Raw genomic sequence first — 19211 nt, 5'->3', positions numbered from 1 at the left:
CTTGGACACGGAGCATCGCCCCGCCCCGCGCCGCGACCTCGGCGTCGTCGTCAGCCTTGTCGCGGTGCTGGCGGCCGGTTTCCTGGGCTGGACATATCTGCGCAACGCCGAGCTCAATCCGCTGTCCCAGGATGCCGAACTCACCGCCGACGTGACGGCGATATCCGCCTCCGTTCCCGGCCGTATCGTCGCCATCGGCGTCAGGGAAAACGATACCGTGCGCAAGGGCGCGTTGCTGTTCGCGCTCGATCCGACGACGTACCGGTTGCAGGTCGAGCAGACCCGGGCGGACCTCGCGCTCGCCGAGGCAGCGCTGGCCGACAAGCAGCGCACCGTGACCGCCGAGCGGGCCAATGCCGTGGTGGCGCAGGACCAGGTAACGCGGGCGCGGCAGAATCTCGAGCTCGCGACGCAGACCCTTCGCCGGCTCGAAGCTCTGCGGCCCAAGGGCTATGTCAGCGCCCAGCAGGTGGACGACGCCGCCACTGCCAAGCGCGACGCCGACATCAGTCTCAAGCAGGCGCTGCAGCAGGAAGGCGCGGCTGTCGCTCTGGTCGGCGACACGGCGGCGTCGGTGGCGATGGTCGAGGCGCGCCGCGCCGCCTTGGCGATTGCCGAGCGGGCGCTGAGCGACACGCAGGTGGCGGCGCCCTTCGACGGCAAGGTGGTGGGGCTGGAGACGGCGGTCGGCGAATATGTGCTGCCGGGCCAGTCGGTCTTCGTCCTCATCGACACCAGCGCCTGGTACGCCTCCGCCGCTTTCATCGAGACCGAGCTCGCCGGCATTCGCGTGGGCAATTGTGCCACCGTCTACACCCTCGCCAATCGCGCGGTGAAGATGCGTGGCCGGGTGGAGGGCATCGGCTGGGGCGTGCAGTCGACCGAGCAGATCAGCCTGCCGCGCAAGATGCCACTCGTGCCCAAGAGCCTCGACTGGGTGCGGGTGGCGCAGCGCTTCCCCGTCCGCATCCGCCTCGTCGATCCCCCCGCCGACCTGATGCGCATCGGCGCCTCCGCCACCGCGACCGTGCACCATGACACGGACTGCTGAATCGCCCTGGGCGGATATCCTCCGGCAGGGCTGGGCCGATCTCCAGCCTTTCCCGGGGCGCTTCGCCATGACCTGGCGGATCGCGCTCCTGTGCGCCATCGTCTGCGGCACGGCGATGCTCTACAAGGTGCCGGAATCGGCGATCAGCTGCTACCTCATCATCTTCCTGATGCGGCCCAACGGGGCGGAGAATGTCGGGCAGGCGCTCGGTCTCATCGTCCTCGTCAGCCTCATCGTCCTCCTCATCGCACCGATCATCCAGCTCACGGCCGACCAGCCGCTCCTGCGCATAGCGGTGATTGCGGCGACGTCCTTCGCGTTCCTGTTCCTCAGCTCGGCGTCACAACTCGGCGAGATCGGCGCCATCATCGCCCTCGTCATCGCGTTCGTGCTGACGCTGGTGGACCAGGTGCCGGCCGGCGAAATCGTCACGCGGGGCCTGCTTTACGCCTGGCAGATGGCCGTGGTGCCGATGGTGCTTCTGGCGATTTTCTCAATGATACTGGGCACTTCGCCACATCGGCTGCTGCGCGGGACCGTGGTCCGCCGGCTTGAGGCCGCCGCGTCGGCATTGGCTGGCGCCTCTCGCACACCGCTGCGCGAAGAGCTGGAAGCGGGCTTCGAGGCAAGCGACAAGCAGGCCATGCTGGCGCGCCTGTTCCACACCGCGCCGACCGCAGAACTGAACTGGCTTTCCGGTGCGACGGCGACGGCCTATCGTCTGCTTCTGGCGTCGGCGGCGCCACCGGCCAATTTCGGTTCCGACGCCCGCAACGCCCTCGCCGACCAGTGCCGCTCGGCCGCCTCCCTCATCGCCGATGGCCGTCGCCCGGAGCCTCTGCCCGGTGCGGCGGAGACGGCAACGGGCGCGCCCGGTGTCGCCCGGGACGCCCTGGCCGGGCTGGCGCAACCGAATGGCGGCAGCGCCGCCATGGCCGTCAAGCCGTCCTTTCTGGCGCGGGACGCCTTCACCAACCCCGACCACCAGCGCTATGCGCTGAAGACAACGGCAGCGGCCATCGCCTGCTACCTCATCTATTCGCTGATCGACTGGCAGGGCATCCACACCGCCATGGTCACCTGCTATGTCGCGGCGCTCGGCACCACCGGCGAGACGGTGCACAAGCTTGCGCTGCGCATCACCGGCTGCCTGATTGGGGCGGTGCTCGGGCTCGGCGCGATCCTGTTCGTCATTCCGCATCTGCAATCCGTCGGCGGACTGATGGCGCTAGTCTTTGCCGGCGTGCTGGTTGCGGCGTGGGTCTCGTCGGGCAATGAGCGAATCTCGTATGGCGGCGTGCAGATCGGCCTGGCCTTCCTGCTGACCATTCTCGACGGCTTCGCGCCGAGCACCGACATGGACGCCGCCCGCGACCGCATTGTCGGTATCCTGCTCGGCAACCTCGTCGTCTATCTCGTCTTCACGCTGATCTGGCCGAAAAGCGCCGTGGCCGATGTGCGCGAAAGGCTGGCGCGGGCGCTGGAGGCACTCTCGCGCCTCGCGGCGCTGACGCCGGAAGTCCGTACCCAGGCACTGACCGACGCCGGTATCGTCGAGACGGAACTCGCCAAGGCGCGGGCGGCGCTCGCCCTGCTGCCCTTCGAGCCCGCGCATCAGCGCCCGCCGGAAGCGATGATTCGCCGCCTGCGTCGGCTTGCGGAGGAGGCCCGTTCGGTGCTGCCGGTGCTGATGTTCGCCGGCGATGTCCCGGCCGACACGTCGCGCCGTTTCGCGCAGGCAGCGGAGCAGATGGCACTTGAGGGGGAAGGGGACGCCGGCGCAGCCGAGCTGCCGCCCGACACAGCACCTGACGCTCTCGCTTTGCGGGCCGAACGCATCGCGGCCTTGGCGGCGGGGTAGGGGCATGGCCGCGCATCGCCCGCTTTTCCGCTCCGGCAACAGCCCGCTCTGGCTGGTGCTCGTGGCTCTCCTGCTGCCAGGCTGCGCGACCGGCGCGTTGAAGACAGCGCCGCCCAGCCACGACCAGCCATGGACGCCGGACACTCCGCCGACGGCGGCTGACGGGAGCGACCCGGCTTCTTCCGCCAAGAGCTTCAGCGTGCCGGCCGAGCCGGAAGTGGCGCAGATGCAGCCGACGCCCGGCATCGACCCGCGCCGACCTTACGGCCTGCCGGAACTCATCGACATCGCCCAGACGCAAAACCCGCTGACCCGCGTCGCGTGGCAGCAGGCGCGGCAGGCGGCGCTGGCGACCGGGATGGTGGAGGCGACCTATCTGCCCTTCATCTCCGCCAATGTGATCGGTGGCTGGCAGGATGTCTCGGCCTCGCTGCCGGTGGCAATCGGCAGCACGAACCAGGTGTCGAGCCGGGTCGAGGGCGTGTCGCCGCAGGTGGCGCTGCAGTGGCTGCTGTTCGATTTCGGCCAGCGCGACGCGCTGCACAAGACGGCGCGCCACAACGCCACCGCCGCCAACATCCTGTTCAACGGCGCGCACCAGAAGATCATCCACGACGTGACGCGCAGCTACTTCCTCTACAGCGCCGCGCGCGGTCGGGTGCACATCGCCGAGCAGAACGCCGTCAACGCCCGCAAGATTTCTGCGGCGGCGCAGGCGCGAAATGACGGGGGACGCGGCACGACGGTCGAGGTGGCGCAGGGGCGGCAGTTGGTGGCGCAGGCGCAGTTCGGCCTCGTGCAGGCGCAAGGTGCCGAGCGCGACGCCTACCAGATGCTGCTCGCCGCCATGGGCGTGTCGCCGATGACGCGGGTGAACATCCGCGAGGCGGGTCGGCGCGCCCTGCCGGCGAGCGTCGGTGCGCCGACGGAGGAGATGATCAAGGCCGCGCTCGCCCGCCGCCCGGACGTGCTCGCCTCATTCTCCGCGATGAAGGCGAGCCGCTCGGCCATCGGCGCGGCGCAGGCCGAATTCATGCCGAAAGTGTTCCTCGGCGCGGTGGCGGCCGGCGGCGATGCCAGCTTCAGCGCGACAGGGCTGCCGACCATCGGCCAGCAGGCGTCCACCACCGGCGTGCTGCTCGGCGTGACCATGCCGATTTATGATGGCGGCCTGCGCGCGGCGCAGCTCAAGAACGCGGAATCGCTGGCGGCCGCGAGCGAGGCCACCTTCGAGCAGACGCGCGATGCGGCGGCGCGGGAGATCGTCATCAGCGCGGACACGCTGCGCTCGGCGCTGGCGTCCTATCGCGCGGCGACCGCTCTCGTCAGTGCCGCCTCGGTAACCTATGACGCGGCGCTGGACGCCTATACGAGCGGCGTCGGCGACATCACCGCCGCGACCGCTGCCGACAGCGGCCTGCTCACCGCCCGGCAGGCGCAATCGGATGCCCATGCGGCCTCGCTGGTGGCGGCCGCCAACCTCGCCTTCGTGCTCGGCGCCATGACGTCAAGCGACGTTCCGGCCGGGCTGACCGGCAGGTGAGGGGATGCCCGCACCCCACATGCCCGAACGGCAGGTTGGTTGATTTCGGGGCATTGATGCCGCTTAATTCCCGGTAATGGGTAGCTATCGCCACCATCCTCCCGCACCTTGGGCAGGCTCGACGCCAGGCCACACCTCAAGGCCCGGCCCTCGCTGACAGACCCAGAGGGTCCGAGCCGCTCGCTCCCTGGTTCGTGCCGCCTCATCCTGAAAGGACGCTTGTCTTGACGTCGGAAACTTCCAGCACCGACCTGCGCAATGACCTCCTCGACGACATCTATTCGTCGGCCGATCTGCTCGGAATGCTGCCCACCTCGCAATTCCCGGCGGTGCAGAGAGAGCCGCGCCACGTATTCGCGGCGGTGCGTGACGAGCTGATGCTGGACGGCAATTCGCGCCAGAACCTCGCCACCTTCTGCCAGACCTGGGTGGACGACGAGATACGCGACCTGATGGACCTGTCGATCGACAAGAACATGATCGACAAGGACGAATATCCGCAAACCGCCGAGATCGAGGCGCGCTGCGTGCGCATGATGGCCGACCTGTGGAACGCGCCGGACCCGACCACGACGATCGGCTGCTCGACGGTCGGCTCGTCGGAGGCGGCCATGCTGGGAGGTCTCGCGCTCAAATGGCAGTGGCGCAAGAGGCGCGCCAAGGAGGGCAAGCCGGCCGACCGGCCGAACATGATCTGCGGCCCGGTGCAGATCTGCTGGCACAAATTCGCCCGCTATTTCGACGTCGAGCTGCGCGAAATTCCGCTCGAGGGCGACCGGCTGATCATGACACCGGAAGAGGTGCTGGCGCGTGTCGACGAAAATACGATCGGCGTCGTACCCACCCTCGGCGTTACCTTCACCTGCCAGTACGAGCCGGTGAAGGCGGTGAGCGACGCGCTCGACAGTCTGCAGGCCGAGACCGGGCTGGACATCCCCATCCATGTCGACGGGGCCTCGGGCGGGTTTCTCGCGCCGTTCTGCGCGCCGGACATCGAATGGGATTTCCGCCTGCCGCGCGTGAAGTCGATCAACGCTTCCGGCCACAAATTCGGCCTCGCGCCGCTGGGCGTGGGCTGGGTGATCTGGCGCGAGGCGAGCGACCTGCCGCCGGAACTGGTCTTCGACGTGAACTATCTCGGCGGCGACATGCCGACCTTTGCGCTCAACTTCTCCCGCCCCGGCGGGCAAGTCGTTGCGCAATACTATAATTTCGTCCGGCTCGGGCGGGAGGGGTACACCAAGATCCAGAACGCCTGCTACGACACGGCGGAATATCTCGCGCGCGAGATCGCCGCCCTCGGTCCGTTCGAGATGCTCTATGATGGAAACCGGGGCCAGGGCATTCCGGCACTGTGCTGGAAGCTGAAGGACGAGAAGGGTTTCGGCGGCTACACGCTCTACGATCTCGCCGACCGCCTGCGCTCGCGCGGCTGGCAGGTGCCGGCCTATTCCATGCCGGCGAACCGGCAGGATCTCGTCATCCAGCGCATTCTTGTCCGGCACGGCGTGAGCCGCGACCTCGCGAGCCTGCTGCTCGACGATCTCCGGCGGGCGCTCGACTTTTTCGCCAAGCACCCCGTTACCCACCCGCTCACCGACGATGAGGCGGCAGGGTTCAACCATAATTGAGCGCGAAGCGGCGGGACGCTGCGGTGCGTCCGGCCGCTTCCAGTGGCCTCAGCCGAGCGTCATCAGGCTGGCATTTCCGCCGGCGGCGGCGGTGTTGGTGCTGGTGGAACGCTCCAGCATCAGCAAATCCAGCGGGTAGGCCTCGCCGCGCGCAATGTCGTCGGGCGCGAGCCCGTGCACCAGCACGATGGGCCCTTCGCGACCGGCGATGGCCTCGTTGAGCAGGCGCAGCGCATCGCTGTCGCCCTCGAACAACACGGCATCGAAGCTCGCGCCGGCGTGGCTGTCGGTCAGGCCGACCCACTCCTTCAAGGCGTCGGGAAGCGGGGGCAGGAGCGATCCTTCCAGCAGCACGCGGTTGCCCGTGGCGAGCACCGAGGCAATCTGCACGGCAAGGCCCTTCGGCGTCGCGGCGAGGCAGAGAACTGTGCCGCGCGGCGAGAGCGCATAGAGATTGCGCTCGCCAACGGGGCCGGGCAGCTCCACCTTGTGGCCGAAGGGCGAGGCGTCGAGCGCCGCAGCGCACAGCGTGCGGGTGCCGGTGTCGGATTGGAAATCGACCCAGAGCCGAGCCGGGGCAGGCGCCTCCCGCGGAGCAAGAAGAGCGGGAGGGCGGCGTGCCAGCAGGCGGCCGAGATAAAGCGGACCGCCGGCTTTCGGGCCAGTGCCGGAAAGGCCATGCCCGCCAAAGGGCTGCACCCCGACCACGGCGCCAATGATGTTGCGGTTCACATAGACATTGCCGACCTCGATGCGCGCGCCGACGCGGGCGATGGTCTCGTCGATGCGGGTGTGCAGCCCGAAGGTGAGGCCGTAGCCGGTGGCGTTGATCGCCTCGATGAGGCGATCGAGTTCGTCGCGGCGGTAGCGCACCACGTGGAGGACCGGGCCGAACACCTCGCGCGCGAGATCGGCGACATCGCCGATCTCGACCAGGGTCGGCGGCACGAAGGTGCCGTGGCGCGCGTCCTCGTTCAGCGCCAATTGCGAGACGCGGCAGCCGGCCTGGCGCAGCCGCTCCACATGCACCTCGATGCCGGCCTTCGCCTCGGCCGAGATGACCGGCCCGATATCGGTCGACAGACGTACCGGATTGCCAACCACGAGTTCGTTGAGTGCGCCGTTCAGCATGTCGAGGATGCGGTCCGCCACGTCCTCCTGCAGGCAGAGGATGCGCAGCGCCGAGCAGCGCTGGCCGGCAGAATCGAAGGCAGAGGCCAGCACGTCGGCCACCACCTGTTCGGCCAGAGCCGACGAATCGACGATCATCGCGTTCTGGCCGCCGGTTTCGGCGATCAGCGGGATGACGCTGCCATCTGGATTGAGCCGGGTGGCGAGCTGGCGCTGGATCAGCCGCGCCACCTCGGTGGAGCCGGTGAACATGACGCCGCGCGTGCGGCTGTCGCCCACCAGCGCCGCCCCGACCTCGCCGGCACCCGGCAGGAGCTGGACCGCGCCCGCCGGGACGCCGGCTTCGCGCAGGATCTCCACAGCGGTGAAGGCGATGAGCGGCGTTTCCTCGGCGGGCTTGGCAAGCACGACATTTCCCGCCGCCAATGCGGCAGCGACCTGCCCGGCGAAGATGGCGAGCGGAAAATTCCACGGGCTGATGCAGACCACGGGGCCGAGAGGACGGTGCGTGTCGCCGGAGAAACCGTTCCGCACTTGGGCGCCATAATAGCGCAGGAAGTCCACCGCCTCGCGCACCTCGCCGATGGCGTTCGCGTAGGATTTGCCGGCCTCGCGCACGATGGTGCCGATCAGCGCCGGCATCCGCGCTTCCATCAGCTCGGCGGCGCGGAACAGGCAGGCGGCGCGCTCCGTGGGCGGGGTGGATTGCCAGATCGGCGCGGCGGCGTGGGCGAATTCCATGGCGCGAGCGACGATCTCCGGCGTCGCCTCCTCGACCATGCCGACATGGTCGCGGCGGTCGGCCGGGTTGAGCACCGCACGCGCGGCGCCCTTGTCCACCAAGGGTTCTGCGAGCAAAGACTTCGCCGCCAGCGGGGCGGCGCTGCCGGCGAGCAGGGCGGCGGCCAGTGACGCCAGGCGCTGCTCGTTGGAGAGATCGAGACCGGCTGAATTGCGTCGCTCGTCACCGAACAGATCGGCCGGGGCGGCGATGCCGGGATGCGGCGCGCCGAGCGGCTCGATCCGCTGCGCCGCCTCGACGGGACTTTCGGTCAGCTCGTCCACCGGCACGGCAGGATCGGCGATGCGGTTGACGAAGGAGGTGTTGGCGCCATTCTCCAAAAGGCGCCGCACGAGATAGGCGAGCAGCGTCTCATGCGTGCCCACCGGCGCATAAATACGGCACGGCCGGCCGAATTTCTCGCGCCCGACGACCTCCTCATAAAGCGGCTCGCCCATGCCGTGCAGGCACTGGAACTCGTACTGCCCGGCATAAAAATTGGCGCCCCCCATTTCCATGACGGTGGCAAGGGTCTGGGCGTTGTGGGTGGCGAATTGCGGAAACACCGCATCTGGTGAGGCCAGCAGCTTGCGGGCGCAGGCGAGGAAGGCGACGTCGGTGTGGACCTTGCGTGTATAGACCGGGAAGCCTTCCAGCCCGTCGACCTGCGCGCGCTTGATCTCGCTGTCCCAATAGGCCCCCTTCACCAGACGCACCATCAGCCGGTGGCCGGAGCGGCGGGCGAGGTCGATCAGAAAATCGACCACATAGGGGCAGCGCTTCTGGTAGGCCTGAATGACGAAACCGATGCCGTTCCAGCCGTTTAGCGCCTCATCGAAACAAAGTGATTCAAGCAGGTCGAGCGAAATTTCGAGGCGGTCGGCCTCCTCCGCATCAATGTTGAGGCCGATGTCATAGTGCCGCGCCAGTTTCGCCAGGGCTGTCACGCGCGGCAGCAACTCGTTGATGACACGGGTATATTGCGCGCGGCTGTAGCGCGGGTGCAGCGCCGAGAGCTTGATCGAGATGCCCGGCCCTTCATAGATGCCGCGCCCGGCCGACGCCTTGCCGATGGCGTGGATGGCCTGCTCGTAATCGGCGAAATAGCGCTGCGCGTCGGCCTCGGTAGTGGCGGCTTCGCCAAGCATATCAAAGGAATAGCGAAAGCCCTTCGCCTCCATGCGGCGGGAATTGGCCAGCGCCTCGGAGATGGTCTGGCCGGTGACGAACTGTTCGCCCATCATCCGCATGGCGACATCGACGCCGCGCCGGATCAGCGGTTCGCCGCCGCGACCGATGAGTCTGGTGAGAGCGCCAGTGAGACCAGCCTCACTGGACGTGGAGGTCAATTTGCCGGTGAGCACGAGGCCCCAGGTGGCGGCATTGACGAACAGCGAGGGGCTGTGGCCGACATGGGCGTGCCAGTCGCCATGGCCGATCTTGTCGCGGATCAGCGCGTCGCGGGTGGCGCGGTCGGGAATGCGCAGGAGGGCCTCGGCGAGGCACATCAGCGCGACGCCCTCCTGGCTGGAGAGCGAATATTCGTGGATGAGGCCTTCCACCGGCCCCTTCTGCCCCTTCTCGCGCAGCGCCTCCACCAGGGAACGGGCGCGGGCTCTGGCGGCTTCCGCCTTTGCCGCCGGCAATGTGGCCGGGCCGATGAGGACGGGGACGGCATCGGTTTCCGGCAAGCGGTAGCTTGAGGTGATGCGGGCGCGCAGCACGCTCTGGGGCTGGATGCCGCGGGCGAAGGGCAGGAACGGGCTATCCGACGGAAGGGTGCCAGCGCCGGCTGCAGGAACTGCTGCCATGTCAAGCTGCAGAATGGCGCCGAGACCGCGCTCGGTGCGCTCGATGGCAGCCGTCAGGGCGCTTTTGACGAGGGCGTGCGGGGTGCAACCCTCGCGCTCGGCGGCGGCCTTCAGCCGGGCACGCAGCTCTTCGTCGATCTTCACGCCAATGGTCGTCTGAGACATGAAGAGAACCCCTATATTGCGACCTGATCCAGATGAGGTGTAACCCGACGGCTAAAAAGGTGCAACCTCTTCGTCGGTCAACCTAGCGAGGGTCGCAACCGTATCGACCGGAGCCTCCCCACGGCGGCAGTTCGGTATCATTCAGGATACTCCTTGGCAGTCGCCGGGGGGATACCTACCTGACCTCTATGACCCGTCTTGCAAACACCCCTCTCTCCGTCCTCGATCTCTCCTTCGTCGGCTCCGGCAGCAGCGGCCCGGAGGCCCTGCGCGGCACCCTCGAACTGGCACGCCATGTCGACGGGCTCGGCTTCACGCGCTTCTGGGTGGCCGAGCATCATAATCTGGCGTCCGTCGCCTCCGGCGCGCCGGACATCATGGCGGGGCAGATTCTGGCGGTGACCGAGCGCATCCGCGTCGGCTCCGGCGGGGTCATGCTGCCCAACCACGCGCCGCTGATGGTGGCCGAGCGTTTCAAGGTGCTGGAGGCGCTCTATCCCGACCGGGTCGATCTCGGCCTCGGCCGGGCCCCCGGCACTGACCAACTCACCTCGCATGCGCTGCGGCGGCGGCAGGATGTCGATCCCGGCGACGACTTCCTCGACCGTTTGAAGGAATTGATGCTGTGGGACACGGGCGCGTGGCCGGCGGACCACCCCTATCGCAACATCCAGGTGATGCCGGTCGACGTGAAGCTGCCGCCGATCTGGCTGCTCGGCTCGTCCGGCTACAGCGCCCGGCTGTCGGCACAGATGGGGGTGGGCTATGCCTATGCCCATCATTTCGCCCAGCACGACGTGCTTGACGCCATGCTGAGCTACCGTTCCGGCTTCCAGCCCTCGGACCGGCTGGCGGCGCCGCACGCCGTCCTCGCTTTGGCCGTGGTGTGCGCGCCGACCGATGAGGAAGCGGAATATCTGGCCGGCAGCGTCGACCTCGCGCATCTCAGGCGCGCCCGTGGCCATTACGGCCCGATCCCGACGCCGGACGAGGCGGCCGCCTATCCCTACACCGAGGCCGACCGCGTCTTCATCCGCCGCAACCGCGACAAGGTGCTGGTGGGCGGGCCGGACACGGTGGCGCAGGGGCTGGAGCGCCATCTCGACGCCACGCTGGCCGACGAGCTGATGATCACCACTGCCATTCCCGACCTTGCCGCGAAGAAGCGCTCCTACACGCTGATCAAGGCGCTGCAGGCGGTGTCCGTGGCGGCGTAGGTTCCCCGCACTTACCGCAAGACGTGACGGCCGGGCAGGGCCCGGCCGTCACGTCTTGTTGGCGCCGAGGGAAGGCGTGGATGCCCGGCCCAAGGCCGGGCATGACGTTGGCCAGGGGGGCGGCACTGACGGGCTTGGGCGCGTGTCCCGAACCGGCGGAGCCGAAGGCAGAGCGCCGTGCCGGGACCCCGCGATCGACTCGCCGCAGGCGGTGTCCTTGGCGGCTTGATGTTGCGTCCCTGAAAAAGCGTCATCCCGGACGGCCGCAGGCCGATCCGGGATCGTGTGCCGATATTGGGTGACGATCCCGGCTCTCCGCTGCGCTTCGGCCGGGATGACGTCTGTTGAGGCTATCGCGCCGGCTTTGCCGGGCGGGTGACCAGCCAGATGCCGAGGGCGATCGGCACGATGCCGAGGATGTCGAGCGGCGGCACGACCTCCCCAAGCAGCAGCCAGCCGAAGAACAGGCCGAGCGGCGGCATGAGGAAGTGCAGGCTGGAGGCGGCCGTCGCCGAGGCGCGGGTGAGCAGATAGAACCACAGCCCATAGCCGCCTATGGACACGCCGACGACGAGGAAGGCGAGGCCGCCGAAAAGCTGGGCGGTGAGGCGGATATCGCCGGTGCTCTCGGTGGCGAGGGCGATGGGGATGAGCGCGAGCCCTCCCGCCAGGCACTGCACGGCATTGCCGCTCCACACCCCGCCGCGCGGCGCGAAATATTTGAACGCCAGCGTGCCGGCAGCCAGCGCGGTGACGCCGCCGCCGATGAGCAGCGTGCCGGCCAGCGTCTCATGCGCGCCGGCAAGGCGCGAGCGCAGCACGATGACGACCCCCAGCAGGCCGAGCGCGATGCCCGCCCATTTCCGCAGGCTCATCCGCTCGCCGAGCAGCGGCCCGGCGCCCAATGCCACCAGCAGCGGCAGGCAACTGGTGAGCACCGCCGTATAGGCGGAAGAGGTGAAGGTGAGCGCGGTCCAGTTGAGCCCGAGATAGACCGCGTTGTTGAGGATGCCGATGCCGATCAGCACGAGGATGTCGCGGCGGCGGATGGGCGGCAGATCGCGCCGGCGGGCGCCGCTGTCCCAAAGCGGGGCGAGGGCCAGCATGATCGAGCCTGCCAGCAGCAGGCGGACCGATAGCAGGATCAGCGGCGGGCAATCGGCCAGCGCCATCTTCGAGGCGGCAAAGGCCGAGGACCACAGCACGCAGAACAGCCCCACCAGCAGCGGCAGCGGCAGGAAGGTGCGCGGGGCGGCGGCGGGCGCCGACGTCGCCAGATGCGTTTTCGATGCGGGGGGCATCGCTCGTCTCCGTTCTCGGTTGCGCGCACCCTAGGGGAGGCGGGTTCGATCGAAAAACGAGATGTTTTCATGGCCTCCATGAGGAAACCCGATGGCCGGCAGCGCTGTCACGCCCGCCAGTCATAGATCCAGCGATAGCGCTCCAGCACCGCGCTTTCGGGCTGGGCGCGCATGACGAGGTCGCGGGCGAGGCGGGTCGGGCCGCCGAGATGGTAGATTCTGTCCATGCCGCGCGCGGCGCGCTGCACGCGGGTGGTGCGGGGCAGGCGCGCGGCCTCGTAGCGGCGCAGCGCGGCCGGAATGTCGCCGGCGCCGGCCAGTTCGCCGGCCAGCACCGCCGCATCCTCGATCGCCTGCGCCGCGCCCTGGGCGAGGAAGGGCGGCATGGCGTGGGCGGCATCGCCCAGCAGCGTCACCGGGCCGTCGCCCCAGCGGGGCAGCGGGTCGAGATCGAACAGCGCCCAGCGCAGCCAGCGCTCCGGCGCTTCGAGCAGAAGGCGGGCATCGGCGCACCAGCCGCGATAATGCGCCAGCAACTCCTCGCGCGTGCCGGCCTCGCTCCAGCCATGTGCCTGCCGCGCGTCCGGCGTGACGGCGACGAGGTTGATCGCCCGGCCAGCCTTGACGGGATAGGTGACGAGATGCGCGCCGGGGCCGAGCCAGAGCCGCGTCACCGGGTCGGCGAGGCGGGCGGGCAGGGCGTGCGCCGGCACGGTGGCGCGCCAGGCGGCGCGGTGGCGGAAGGAGGGTGTCGCCTGCGGGTGCAGGGCGCCGCGCACCACGGAGCGCAGCCCATCGGCGCCGACCAGCGCGTCGGCGTGGAGCGTGTCGCCGCCGCCGTCGTGGCGGACGGTCAGGGCGACGCCGCCATCCACCGCCGCGAAGCTCTCCAGCGCGTGGCCGAGCCTCAAAGTGATGGCGGGCACTTCCCGCACGGCGTCGAGCAGGGCGGCTTGCAGGTCGGCGCGGTGGATGACGAGGAACGGGCCGCCGAAACGGGCCTCGGCGGCCGCGCCCATGGCGCCGCCGCTCAGCCTGGTGCCGCGCCGCCCGTCGAGCACCGCGAAGGCATCGGGAAACACCGCCTTCGCAGCGACGCGCTCATAGACGCCCAGCGTTTTGAGGACGCGCGTGGCATTGGCGGCGAGCTGCACGCCGGCGCCCGCCTCTTCCAGCACCGGGGCGCGCTCCAGCAGCGTCACCGCGAAGCCCGCCTTAGCCAGCGCCAGGGCGGCGGTGAGCCCGCCTATGCCGGCGCCGGCAAGGGCGATGTGGCGCGCGGACATGCCGGCCGCTCAGGCGGCGGCCGGGATCTCGAGCAGGGCGCCCGGCGGGTTCGATTCGGTGCCGTGCAGGTGTGAATCGAGCTTGTAGAGGGTGGAGCAATAGGGGCAGACGATCTCGTCATCCGAGCCCATGTCGAGGAACACATGCGGGTGGTCATAAGGCGGCAGGGCGCCCACGCACATGAACTCGCGCGCCGCGATGAGGATTTTCGGTGCCCCGGCCGAATTGTGGAAATGGGGAACGACGTGGCCCGCCATGATGTCCGCCTGTCCGCGCTCGTGTTGAATTCGGCGCGAACATAGCCGCTGGCGCGCCCCGGTCCAAGGGGGCAACCCATGGCTTCGCCATAATGAAGGGGCATGAGGGGCAATCGCGTGCGCGCTCCCTATATCAATGCCATGTACCGCTTCTTCGCCGCCTTCGGCTTTCTCCTCGCCTTTGCGGGTGCCGCCCATTGGGTGGTGCCGGCGGGACGGCAGGCCTATGCGCTGGTGAGCGCGCAGGACGACGCGGCGCGCCTCGCCGACCTGCAGCTCGACGGGGTGCTGACGCCCGAGCGCACGGCGGCGGAGATCGACGCCGCGCTGGCGGAGAACGACGGCGAGCTGGCGGCGAGCTTCGTCGAGCTGGCCGATGCGCGCGGCGTCGCGGTCGCCGCCGAGCAGCGGGCCCGCGTCGCGCTGGCCAATGCGCCGGGCGCGAGCTTGGCGCGGGGCGCCGGCAGCTTCGGGCAGGGTTTTCTCACCGGCCAGGGCGAGGACCTTGCCGGCCTCGCCGGGGCCACGGCGGGCGATCTCACCGTGTGGGGCGATGTGCGCGACCTCGGCCGCGAGGCGGCGAACTGGGCGCGCGGCGAGCCGGTGGACCAGCTCATGGTGAACCTCGCCGGCATCGGCATCGTCGCCACCGGCGCCACCTATGCCGCCTTCGGGGCGCCGCTGACATTGCGGGCGGGCCTTTCGGTGCTGAAGGGCGCGCGGCGGGCCGGCGTGGTGGGCGGGCGCTTTGCCGGCAATATCGCGGCGGCGCTGCGTGGCGGCGCGCGGGCGCAGCTCACCTCGCTGGTGGGCGATCTCGGAACGGCCGGTAGCAAGGCGGGCACCCGCGCCACCTTCGCCGGGCTGCGCCATGTCGATGATGCGGCGGGGGCGGCGCGGCTGCGGGTGCTGGCGCAGGCCAAGGGCGGCAAGACACTGGCGGTGGTGAAGACGCTGGGCCGCGGCGCGCTGTTCCTCACCGAGGCGCTGGCCAAGCTCTCCTACTGGATCATCGCCGCAGTGCTGAACGTGTTCGGCCTCATCGCCTCGTTCAATGCCATGGTGGTGGCAATGCTGCGTCCGATGTGGAAGAAAAAGCGCCGCCGGCCGCGATTTCTGCCGGCGTGAGGGATGGGGGCTGGGATGCGCCGTTTTCTGCTGACGCTTCTCTCCCTTGCCGGGCTCACGCTCACCGCCCTGCCGGCCGGTGCGGCGGAAAATCGCTGCGGCTGGTATGTGAACCCGACGCCGGGCAACTGGTATCTCTCCGACCGCGACGGCGACTGGTGGATGCGCTCGCAGGGCGGCCTGGAGGCGGAAGGCTTCGACAACGCCCCCGATTTCGACGCCAAGCAATATGTGAAGCTGCAGCCGAACGGCTATGGCTATGGCTGCGCGTGTCTCAGCGTCGACACCGACACGGCCGAGAAGAACATCACCCGCATCTATTCCGGCAACATCCTGCCGCTCTCGCGCTGCCGCAATGACAAGGCGCTGAAGAAGCCGGGCTGAGACCCGGGCGCGGCTTGGCAGCGGCGGCGCGCGTGATTAGCGTGCCGGTCCCTTGAACGGAGCGCCTTATGCCGACATATCGCCATGACGGAATCGAGTTCGCCTATCTCGACGAGGGGGAGGGAGAGCCGATCGTGCTCGTTCACGGCTTCGGCTCGACCAAGGAGATCAACTGGGTCGGGCCCGGCTGGGTCTCGACGCTGACCGGCGCCGGGCGGCGGGTGATCGCGCTCGATAATCGTGGCCATGGCGCCTCCGCAAAGCTCTACCAGCCCGAACTCTACGATCCGTGGCTGATGGCCCGCGACGTGATCGGGCTCATCGACCATCTCGATCTCGGCCGTGTCGACCTGATGGGCTATTCCATGGGCGGGCGCATCAGCGCCTGCGTGGCGCTGACCGCGCCGGAGCGGCTGCGCACGCTTGTTCTCGGTGGCATCGGCATCCATCTGATCGCCGGCGCCGGCCTGCCGATCACCATCGCCGACGCCCTGCGCGCCCCCAGCCTCGACGAGGTGACCGACCCGATGGGGCGGATGTTCCGCGCCTTTGCCGACCAGACCAACAGCGACCGCGAGGCGCTGGCGGCCTGCATCATCGGCTCGCGCCGCACGCTGAGCCGCGAGGAGGTGGCGCGCATCGCCGTGCCGACGCTCATTGCCGTCGGCACGCGCGACGAGGTGGCAGGCGCGGCCGGCCCGCTGGCGGCGCTGATCCCCGGCGCGCGGGCGGTGGATATCCCCGACCGCGACCATATGCGGGCGGTGGGCGACAGGGTGTTCAAGGAGGCCGTGCTGGCCTTCCTCGCTGAACCGCGCTGAGGGGAGGGCGGTGCCGCAGTGAGGGGTGGGCGAGCTTGCATTTTGATTCAAGAGGGCCGGAAAGCTGAATCGTCGGAATCGCTTGGCGGGCGTTGTTGCCACAGTGATTCAGGCGCGCCTCATGTTTTGATTCACGGTGGCGGGCCCGGTTCGGCCGGGGCGTCGATCGTGCATTTGTGCAATGGCGACGGCGTAGGCCGGCGCGGGTGCCTGTGCTAGGCTCCCGGCAACTCGGGACATCTGGCCGGCGCCCAAGGGCGAACGGCGAGGATATAAAAATGGCTGTGAACTCTCTCAAGCGCGTCGAGGCGCCGCGTCTCCTCGACAAGGTCGATCCGGTCTGGGCGCGGGTGCGCGCCGAGGCGGAGGCGATCACCCAGCGCGAGCCGGCGCTCGCCAGCTTCGTGTTCTCCACCGTGCTCTACCACACCTCGCTGGAGCGGGCGGTGGCGCACCGCATCGCCCAGCGGCTCGACCATGGCGACGTGCCGGCGGACATCATCCGGCAGGCCTTCGAGGAGGCGGTGACGGATGATCCCGACATCGGGGTCGCCATCCGCGCCGATATCGTCGCTGTGCTCGACCGCGACCCGGCGACCGACCGGGCGATCCAGCCGCTGCTCTATTACAAGGGCTTCCATGCCATCCAGACGCACCGTCTGGCGCATTGGCTGTGGAAGAACGGCCGCACCGATTTCGCGCTCTACCTGCAGAGCCGCTCCTCGGCGGTGAACCAGGTCGACATCAACCCGGCCGCGCCGTTCGGGCGGGGCATCTTCTTCGACCATGCCACCGGCATCGTGGTGGGCGAGACGGCGGTCATCGAGGACAATGTCTCGGTGCTGCAGGGCGTGACGCTGGGCGGCACCGGCAAGGAGCATGGCGACCGCCACCCGAAGATCCGCCACGGCGTGCTGCTGGGCGCCGGCGCCAAGGTGCTGGGCAATATCGAAGTGGGCCATTGCGCGCGCGTCGCCGCCGGCTCGGTGGTGCTGAAGCCGGTGCCGGCCCGCACGACGGTGGCCGGGGTGCCGGCCAAGGTGGTGGGAGAGGCGGGCTGCGCCGAGCCCTCGCGCAGCATGGACCAGATGTTCGACCAGTTCTCCGACATGCCCTCCTTCCTCGGCGAGGCGATCTGAGCCCTGTTGTGTGAACAGCCGATTGTGCCGGCGCCGGTTGCGCCGGCCGGCGCGCCGTGGCAAGCCTGCCGCCCGATCAACCCTCTTGGGAGCACGGACTTGGAAAAGAAGGACCTCGAGCGCGTCCAGACCTACATGCGGCGCCTGTTCACCAACACGCAGCTGCGCGTCGTCGCGCGTCCGAAGAAGAAGGATTCGGCCGAGGTCTATCTCGGCGACGAATTCATCGGCGTCCTGTTCGAGGACAAGGAAGACGGCGAACTCTCCTACAACTTCCAGATGGCCATCCTCGACACCGATCTCGAGGACTGAGGGCGATGCCCGTCTACGCGCTTGACGGGGTGGCGCCGGACCTGCCGGCGCTGGGGCGCTGCTGGATCGCCCCCACCGCCGAGATTATCGGCAATGTGCTGGTGGGCGACGAGGCGAGCGTGTGGTTCGGCTCGGTCCTTCGCGGCGACAATGAGCGCATCACGCTCGGCGCCCGGGTGAATATCCAGGAACTGTGCGTGCTGCACACGGACCCCGGTTTCCCCATGACGATCGGTGACGACTGCACCATCGGCCACAAGGCGATGCTGCATGGCTGCACGATCGGCGCCAACAGCCTGATCGGCATGGGCGCGACCATCCTCAACGGTGCGAAGATCGGCCGCAACTGCCTTGTCGGCGCCGGCGCGCTGGTGACCGAGGGCAAGGAATATCCCGACAACTGCCTGATCGTCGGCGCGCCGGGCAAGGTGATCCGTACCCTCGACGAAGCGATGGAAAAGCGCATCCACGGCACCGCCGCGCACTATGTGCGCAACTGGCGGCGCTTCGCCGAGGGGCTCCGCCGGATCGACTGAGCGGGGCGCACGGGCTCATCCGCAGGAACTCTGAGTCTATCTGCAATCCGGTCTCCCGGATCGACGTCATCCTGAGGTGCCCGGCTGTCGGCCGCGCCTAGTTACGGCCGACCGACAGCGGGGCGAGCACGTCGCCGAGCGAGACCCAGGCGTCATTGTCGTCCTGCGCCTGGCGCTTGACGAAGCGATAGCCGGTCTCGTGCCAGAGCACGATGGCGGCTTCCTGGTTGTCGAGGACGAGGTCGCCGCGGTCGGTGACGACGGTGAGGACGGCATGGCCGTCGCCCTTGCGGTCGCGCACCACGGTGACGAGCAGCGTGTCCGCCGGCCAGCCGAGCCCGACAAGCGTGCGGCGCTTGAGCAGCACATAGTCCTCGCAATCGCCATAGCCGTCATCAGGATAGGTCCAGCGCTCGATCTCGCCATAATGGTCGAGGTCGGTCATCGGCTCGATGCGGGCGTTGATCCCGTCATTCACCTGCCGCAACTGGGCGAAATTGGCCTCGGTGAGCACAACCTTGCCGCCATTGCCGCCGCGCGTGCCGCACTCGGCCGGATTTTGCGCGCAGAACTGGAAATAGCCCATCGGCACGCTGGTCTGCGCGCCGGCGGCCATGTTGGCAGCAAAGTTCGACAGCATGGCCATCGTCCTTTCCGCCTGGGCGGGCGCGGCATGCGTCAGCACCGCCGCAGCGGCTGCCGCAAGAACCGCCTTTCCCGCCGCGAGAAGGGCCCATTCGAGCCTCTTTTTCATCGCGCACCTCATCCCTGTCACTGATGAGAGCTTAGCGGACAGGTTTTTATACGCGTCTAAGCGATGTCGAGGATTCGTAACAACGCTGGACAGGGAATGTT

The 19211-nt window shown here is 68.8% G+C and carries 16 protein-coding genes; 11 read left to right on the top strand and 5 right to left on the bottom strand.

All coding sequences use genetic code 11. From position 1 onward, the window contains the following. The first annotated feature begins 1 nt into the window (after nt 1). The 4 genes from mdtN (at nt 2) to ACQY76_RS19920 (ending at nt 6086) form a co-directional block, all read left to right on the top strand. Nucleotides 2-1051, top strand: a complete 1050-nt coding sequence (gene mdtN / locus ACQY76_RS19935) for a multidrug transporter subunit MdtN (RefSeq protein ID WP_428030425.1) — start codon at nt 2-4, stop codon at nt 1049-1051. Then, nucleotides 1035-2912, top strand: coding sequence for an FUSC family protein (locus ACQY76_RS19930; protein WP_428030424.1), 1878 nt, complete (start codon nt 1035-1037; stop codon nt 2910-2912). The genes mdtN and ACQY76_RS19930 overlap by 17 nt, the downstream gene beginning before the upstream one ends. A 4-nt stretch (nt 2913-2916) precedes the next feature. After that, nucleotides 2917-4455, top strand: a complete 1539-nt coding sequence (locus ACQY76_RS19925; RefSeq protein WP_428030423.1) for a TolC family protein — start codon at nt 2917-2919, stop codon at nt 4453-4455. Between the two features lie 302 nt (nt 4456-4757). After that, on the top strand, nt 4758-6086 hold the full coding sequence (locus ACQY76_RS19920) for a glutamate decarboxylase (RefSeq protein ID WP_428033067.1): 1329 nt from the start codon (nt 4758-4760) through the stop codon (nt 6084-6086). A 48-nt stretch (nt 6087-6134) separates the two neighbouring features. On the opposite strand, the gene putA is transcribed toward ACQY76_RS19920, so the two are convergent. After that, the gene (gene putA, locus ACQY76_RS19915; RefSeq protein ID WP_428030422.1) at nt 6135-9974 is read right to left on the bottom strand and encodes a trifunctional transcriptional regulator/proline dehydrogenase/L-glutamate gamma-semialdehyde dehydrogenase; all 3840 of its coding nucleotides are present in this window, start codon (nt 9972-9974) and stop codon (nt 6135-6137) included. A 188-nt stretch (nt 9975-10162) separates the two neighbouring features. On the opposite strand from putA, the gene ACQY76_RS19910 reads away from it, so the two are divergent. Continuing rightward, entirely contained in the window at nt 10163-11191 is a 1029-nt protein-coding gene (locus ACQY76_RS19910) for an LLM class flavin-dependent oxidoreductase (RefSeq protein ID WP_428030421.1), read from the top strand. A gap of 350 nt (nt 11192-11541) precedes the next feature. Here ACQY76_RS19910 and ACQY76_RS19905 read toward each other — a convergent pair whose 3' ends face one another. The 3 genes from ACQY76_RS19905 to ACQY76_RS19895 all read right to left on the bottom strand — a co-directional run bounded on the left by ACQY76_RS19905 (nt 11542) and on the right by ACQY76_RS19895 (nt 14036). Continuing rightward, a complete protein-coding gene (locus ACQY76_RS19905; RefSeq protein ID WP_428030420.1) occupies nt 11542-12492 on the bottom strand; it encodes a DMT family transporter in 951 nt (316 codons plus the stop codon). Between the two features lie 107 nt (nt 12493-12599). Beyond that, nucleotides 12600-13778, bottom strand: a complete 1179-nt coding sequence (locus ACQY76_RS19900) for an FAD-dependent monooxygenase (RefSeq protein WP_428030419.1) — start codon at nt 13776-13778, stop codon at nt 12600-12602. Nucleotides 13779-13787: 9 nt separating this feature from the next. Beyond that, entirely contained in the window at nt 13788-14036 is a 249-nt protein-coding gene (locus ACQY76_RS19895; RefSeq protein WP_428030418.1) for a zinc-finger domain-containing protein, read from the bottom strand. 102 nt (nt 14037-14138) lie between these two features. Here ACQY76_RS19895 and ACQY76_RS19890 point away from each other — a divergent pair, with 102 nt between their 5' ends. The 6 genes from ACQY76_RS19890 (at nt 14139) to ACQY76_RS19865 (ending at nt 18356) form a co-directional block, all read left to right on the top strand. Then, nucleotides 14139-15164, top strand: coding sequence for a hypothetical protein (locus ACQY76_RS19890; protein ID WP_428030417.1), 1026 nt, complete (start codon nt 14139-14141; stop codon nt 15162-15164). Nucleotides 15165-15179: 15 nt separating this feature from the next. Further along, entirely contained in the window at nt 15180-15548 is a 369-nt protein-coding gene (locus ACQY76_RS19885) for a DUF4087 domain-containing protein (RefSeq protein WP_428030416.1), read from the top strand. A gap of 68 nt (nt 15549-15616) precedes the next feature. After that, the gene (locus tag ACQY76_RS19880) at nt 15617-16369 is read left to right on the top strand and encodes an alpha/beta fold hydrolase (protein ID WP_428030415.1); all 753 of its coding nucleotides are present in this window, start codon (nt 15617-15619) and stop codon (nt 16367-16369) included. 278 nt (nt 16370-16647) lie between these two features. Next, nucleotides 16648-17508, top strand: a complete 861-nt coding sequence (cysE, locus tag ACQY76_RS19875) for a serine O-acetyltransferase (protein ID WP_428030414.1) — start codon at nt 16648-16650, stop codon at nt 17506-17508. 99 nt (nt 17509-17607) lie between these two features. After that, nucleotides 17608-17820, top strand: a complete 213-nt coding sequence (locus ACQY76_RS19870; RefSeq protein WP_018391302.1) for a DUF3126 family protein — start codon at nt 17608-17610, stop codon at nt 17818-17820. 5 nt (nt 17821-17825) lie between these two features. After that, on the top strand, nt 17826-18356 hold the full coding sequence (locus tag ACQY76_RS19865) for a gamma carbonic anhydrase family protein (RefSeq protein WP_428030413.1): 531 nt from the start codon (nt 17826-17828) through the stop codon (nt 18354-18356). Nucleotides 18357-18453: 97 nt separating this feature from the next. Here ACQY76_RS19865 and ACQY76_RS19860 read toward each other — a convergent pair whose 3' ends face one another. Continuing rightward, nucleotides 18454-19110, bottom strand: a complete 657-nt coding sequence (locus ACQY76_RS19860; RefSeq protein WP_428030412.1) for a transglutaminase-like cysteine peptidase — start codon at nt 19108-19110, stop codon at nt 18454-18456. Nucleotides 19111-19211: the final 101 nt, after the last annotated feature.

Origin of the sequence: Ancylobacter sp., from assembly GCF_965279025.1 — a bacterium.
GTDB lineage: Bacteria > Pseudomonadota > Alphaproteobacteria > Rhizobiales > Xanthobacteraceae > Ancylobacter.
Note: the sequence above shows the minus strand (reverse complement) of the source record. Positions and strands in the feature narration are given on the sequence as shown.

Excerpts from the sequence above, each read along its gene's own strand:
- ACQY76_RS19930 (WP_428030424.1), top strand. The coding sequence starts at position 1,035 with ATGACACGGACTGCTGAATCGCCCTGGGCGGATATCCTCCGGCAGGGC.
- ACQY76_RS19910 (WP_428030421.1), top strand. The coding sequence starts at position 10,163 with ATGACCCGTCTTGCAAACACCCCTCTCTCCGTCCTCGATCTCTCCTTC.
- ACQY76_RS19900 (WP_428030419.1), bottom strand. The coding sequence starts at position 13,778 with ATGTCCGCGCGCCACATCGCCCTTGCCGGCGCCGGCATAGGCGGGCTC.
- cysE (WP_428030414.1), top strand. The coding sequence starts at position 16,648 with ATGGCTGTGAACTCTCTCAAGCGCGTCGAGGCGCCGCGTCTCCTCGAC.
- ACQY76_RS19905 (WP_428030420.1), bottom strand. The coding sequence starts at position 12,492 with ATGCCCCCCGCATCGAAAACGCATCTGGCGACGTCGGCGCCCGCCGCC.
- ACQY76_RS19880 (WP_428030415.1), top strand. The coding sequence starts at position 15,617 with ATGCCGACATATCGCCATGACGGAATCGAGTTCGCCTATCTCGACGAG.
- ACQY76_RS19925 (WP_428030423.1), top strand. The coding sequence starts at position 2,917 with ATGGCCGCGCATCGCCCGCTTTTCCGCTCCGGCAACAGCCCGCTCTGG.
- ACQY76_RS19885 (WP_428030416.1), top strand. The coding sequence starts at position 15,180 with ATGCGCCGTTTTCTGCTGACGCTTCTCTCCCTTGCCGGGCTCACGCTC.
- ACQY76_RS19895 (WP_428030418.1), bottom strand. The coding sequence starts at position 14,036 with ATGGCGGGCCACGTCGTTCCCCATTTCCACAATTCGGCCGGGGCACCG.
- ACQY76_RS19890 (WP_428030417.1), top strand. The coding sequence starts at position 14,139 with ATGAGGGGCAATCGCGTGCGCGCTCCCTATATCAATGCCATGTACCGC.
- ACQY76_RS19865 (WP_428030413.1), top strand. The coding sequence starts at position 17,826 with ATGCCCGTCTACGCGCTTGACGGGGTGGCGCCGGACCTGCCGGCGCTG.
- putA (WP_428030422.1), bottom strand. The coding sequence starts at position 9,974 with ATGTCTCAGACGACCATTGGCGTGAAGATCGACGAAGAGCTGCGTGCC.
- ACQY76_RS19860 (WP_428030412.1), bottom strand. The coding sequence starts at position 19,110 with ATGAAAAAGAGGCTCGAATGGGCCCTTCTCGCGGCGGGAAAGGCGGTT.
- ACQY76_RS19920 (WP_428033067.1), top strand. The coding sequence starts at position 4,758 with ATGCTGCCCACCTCGCAATTCCCGGCGGTGCAGAGAGAGCCGCGCCAC.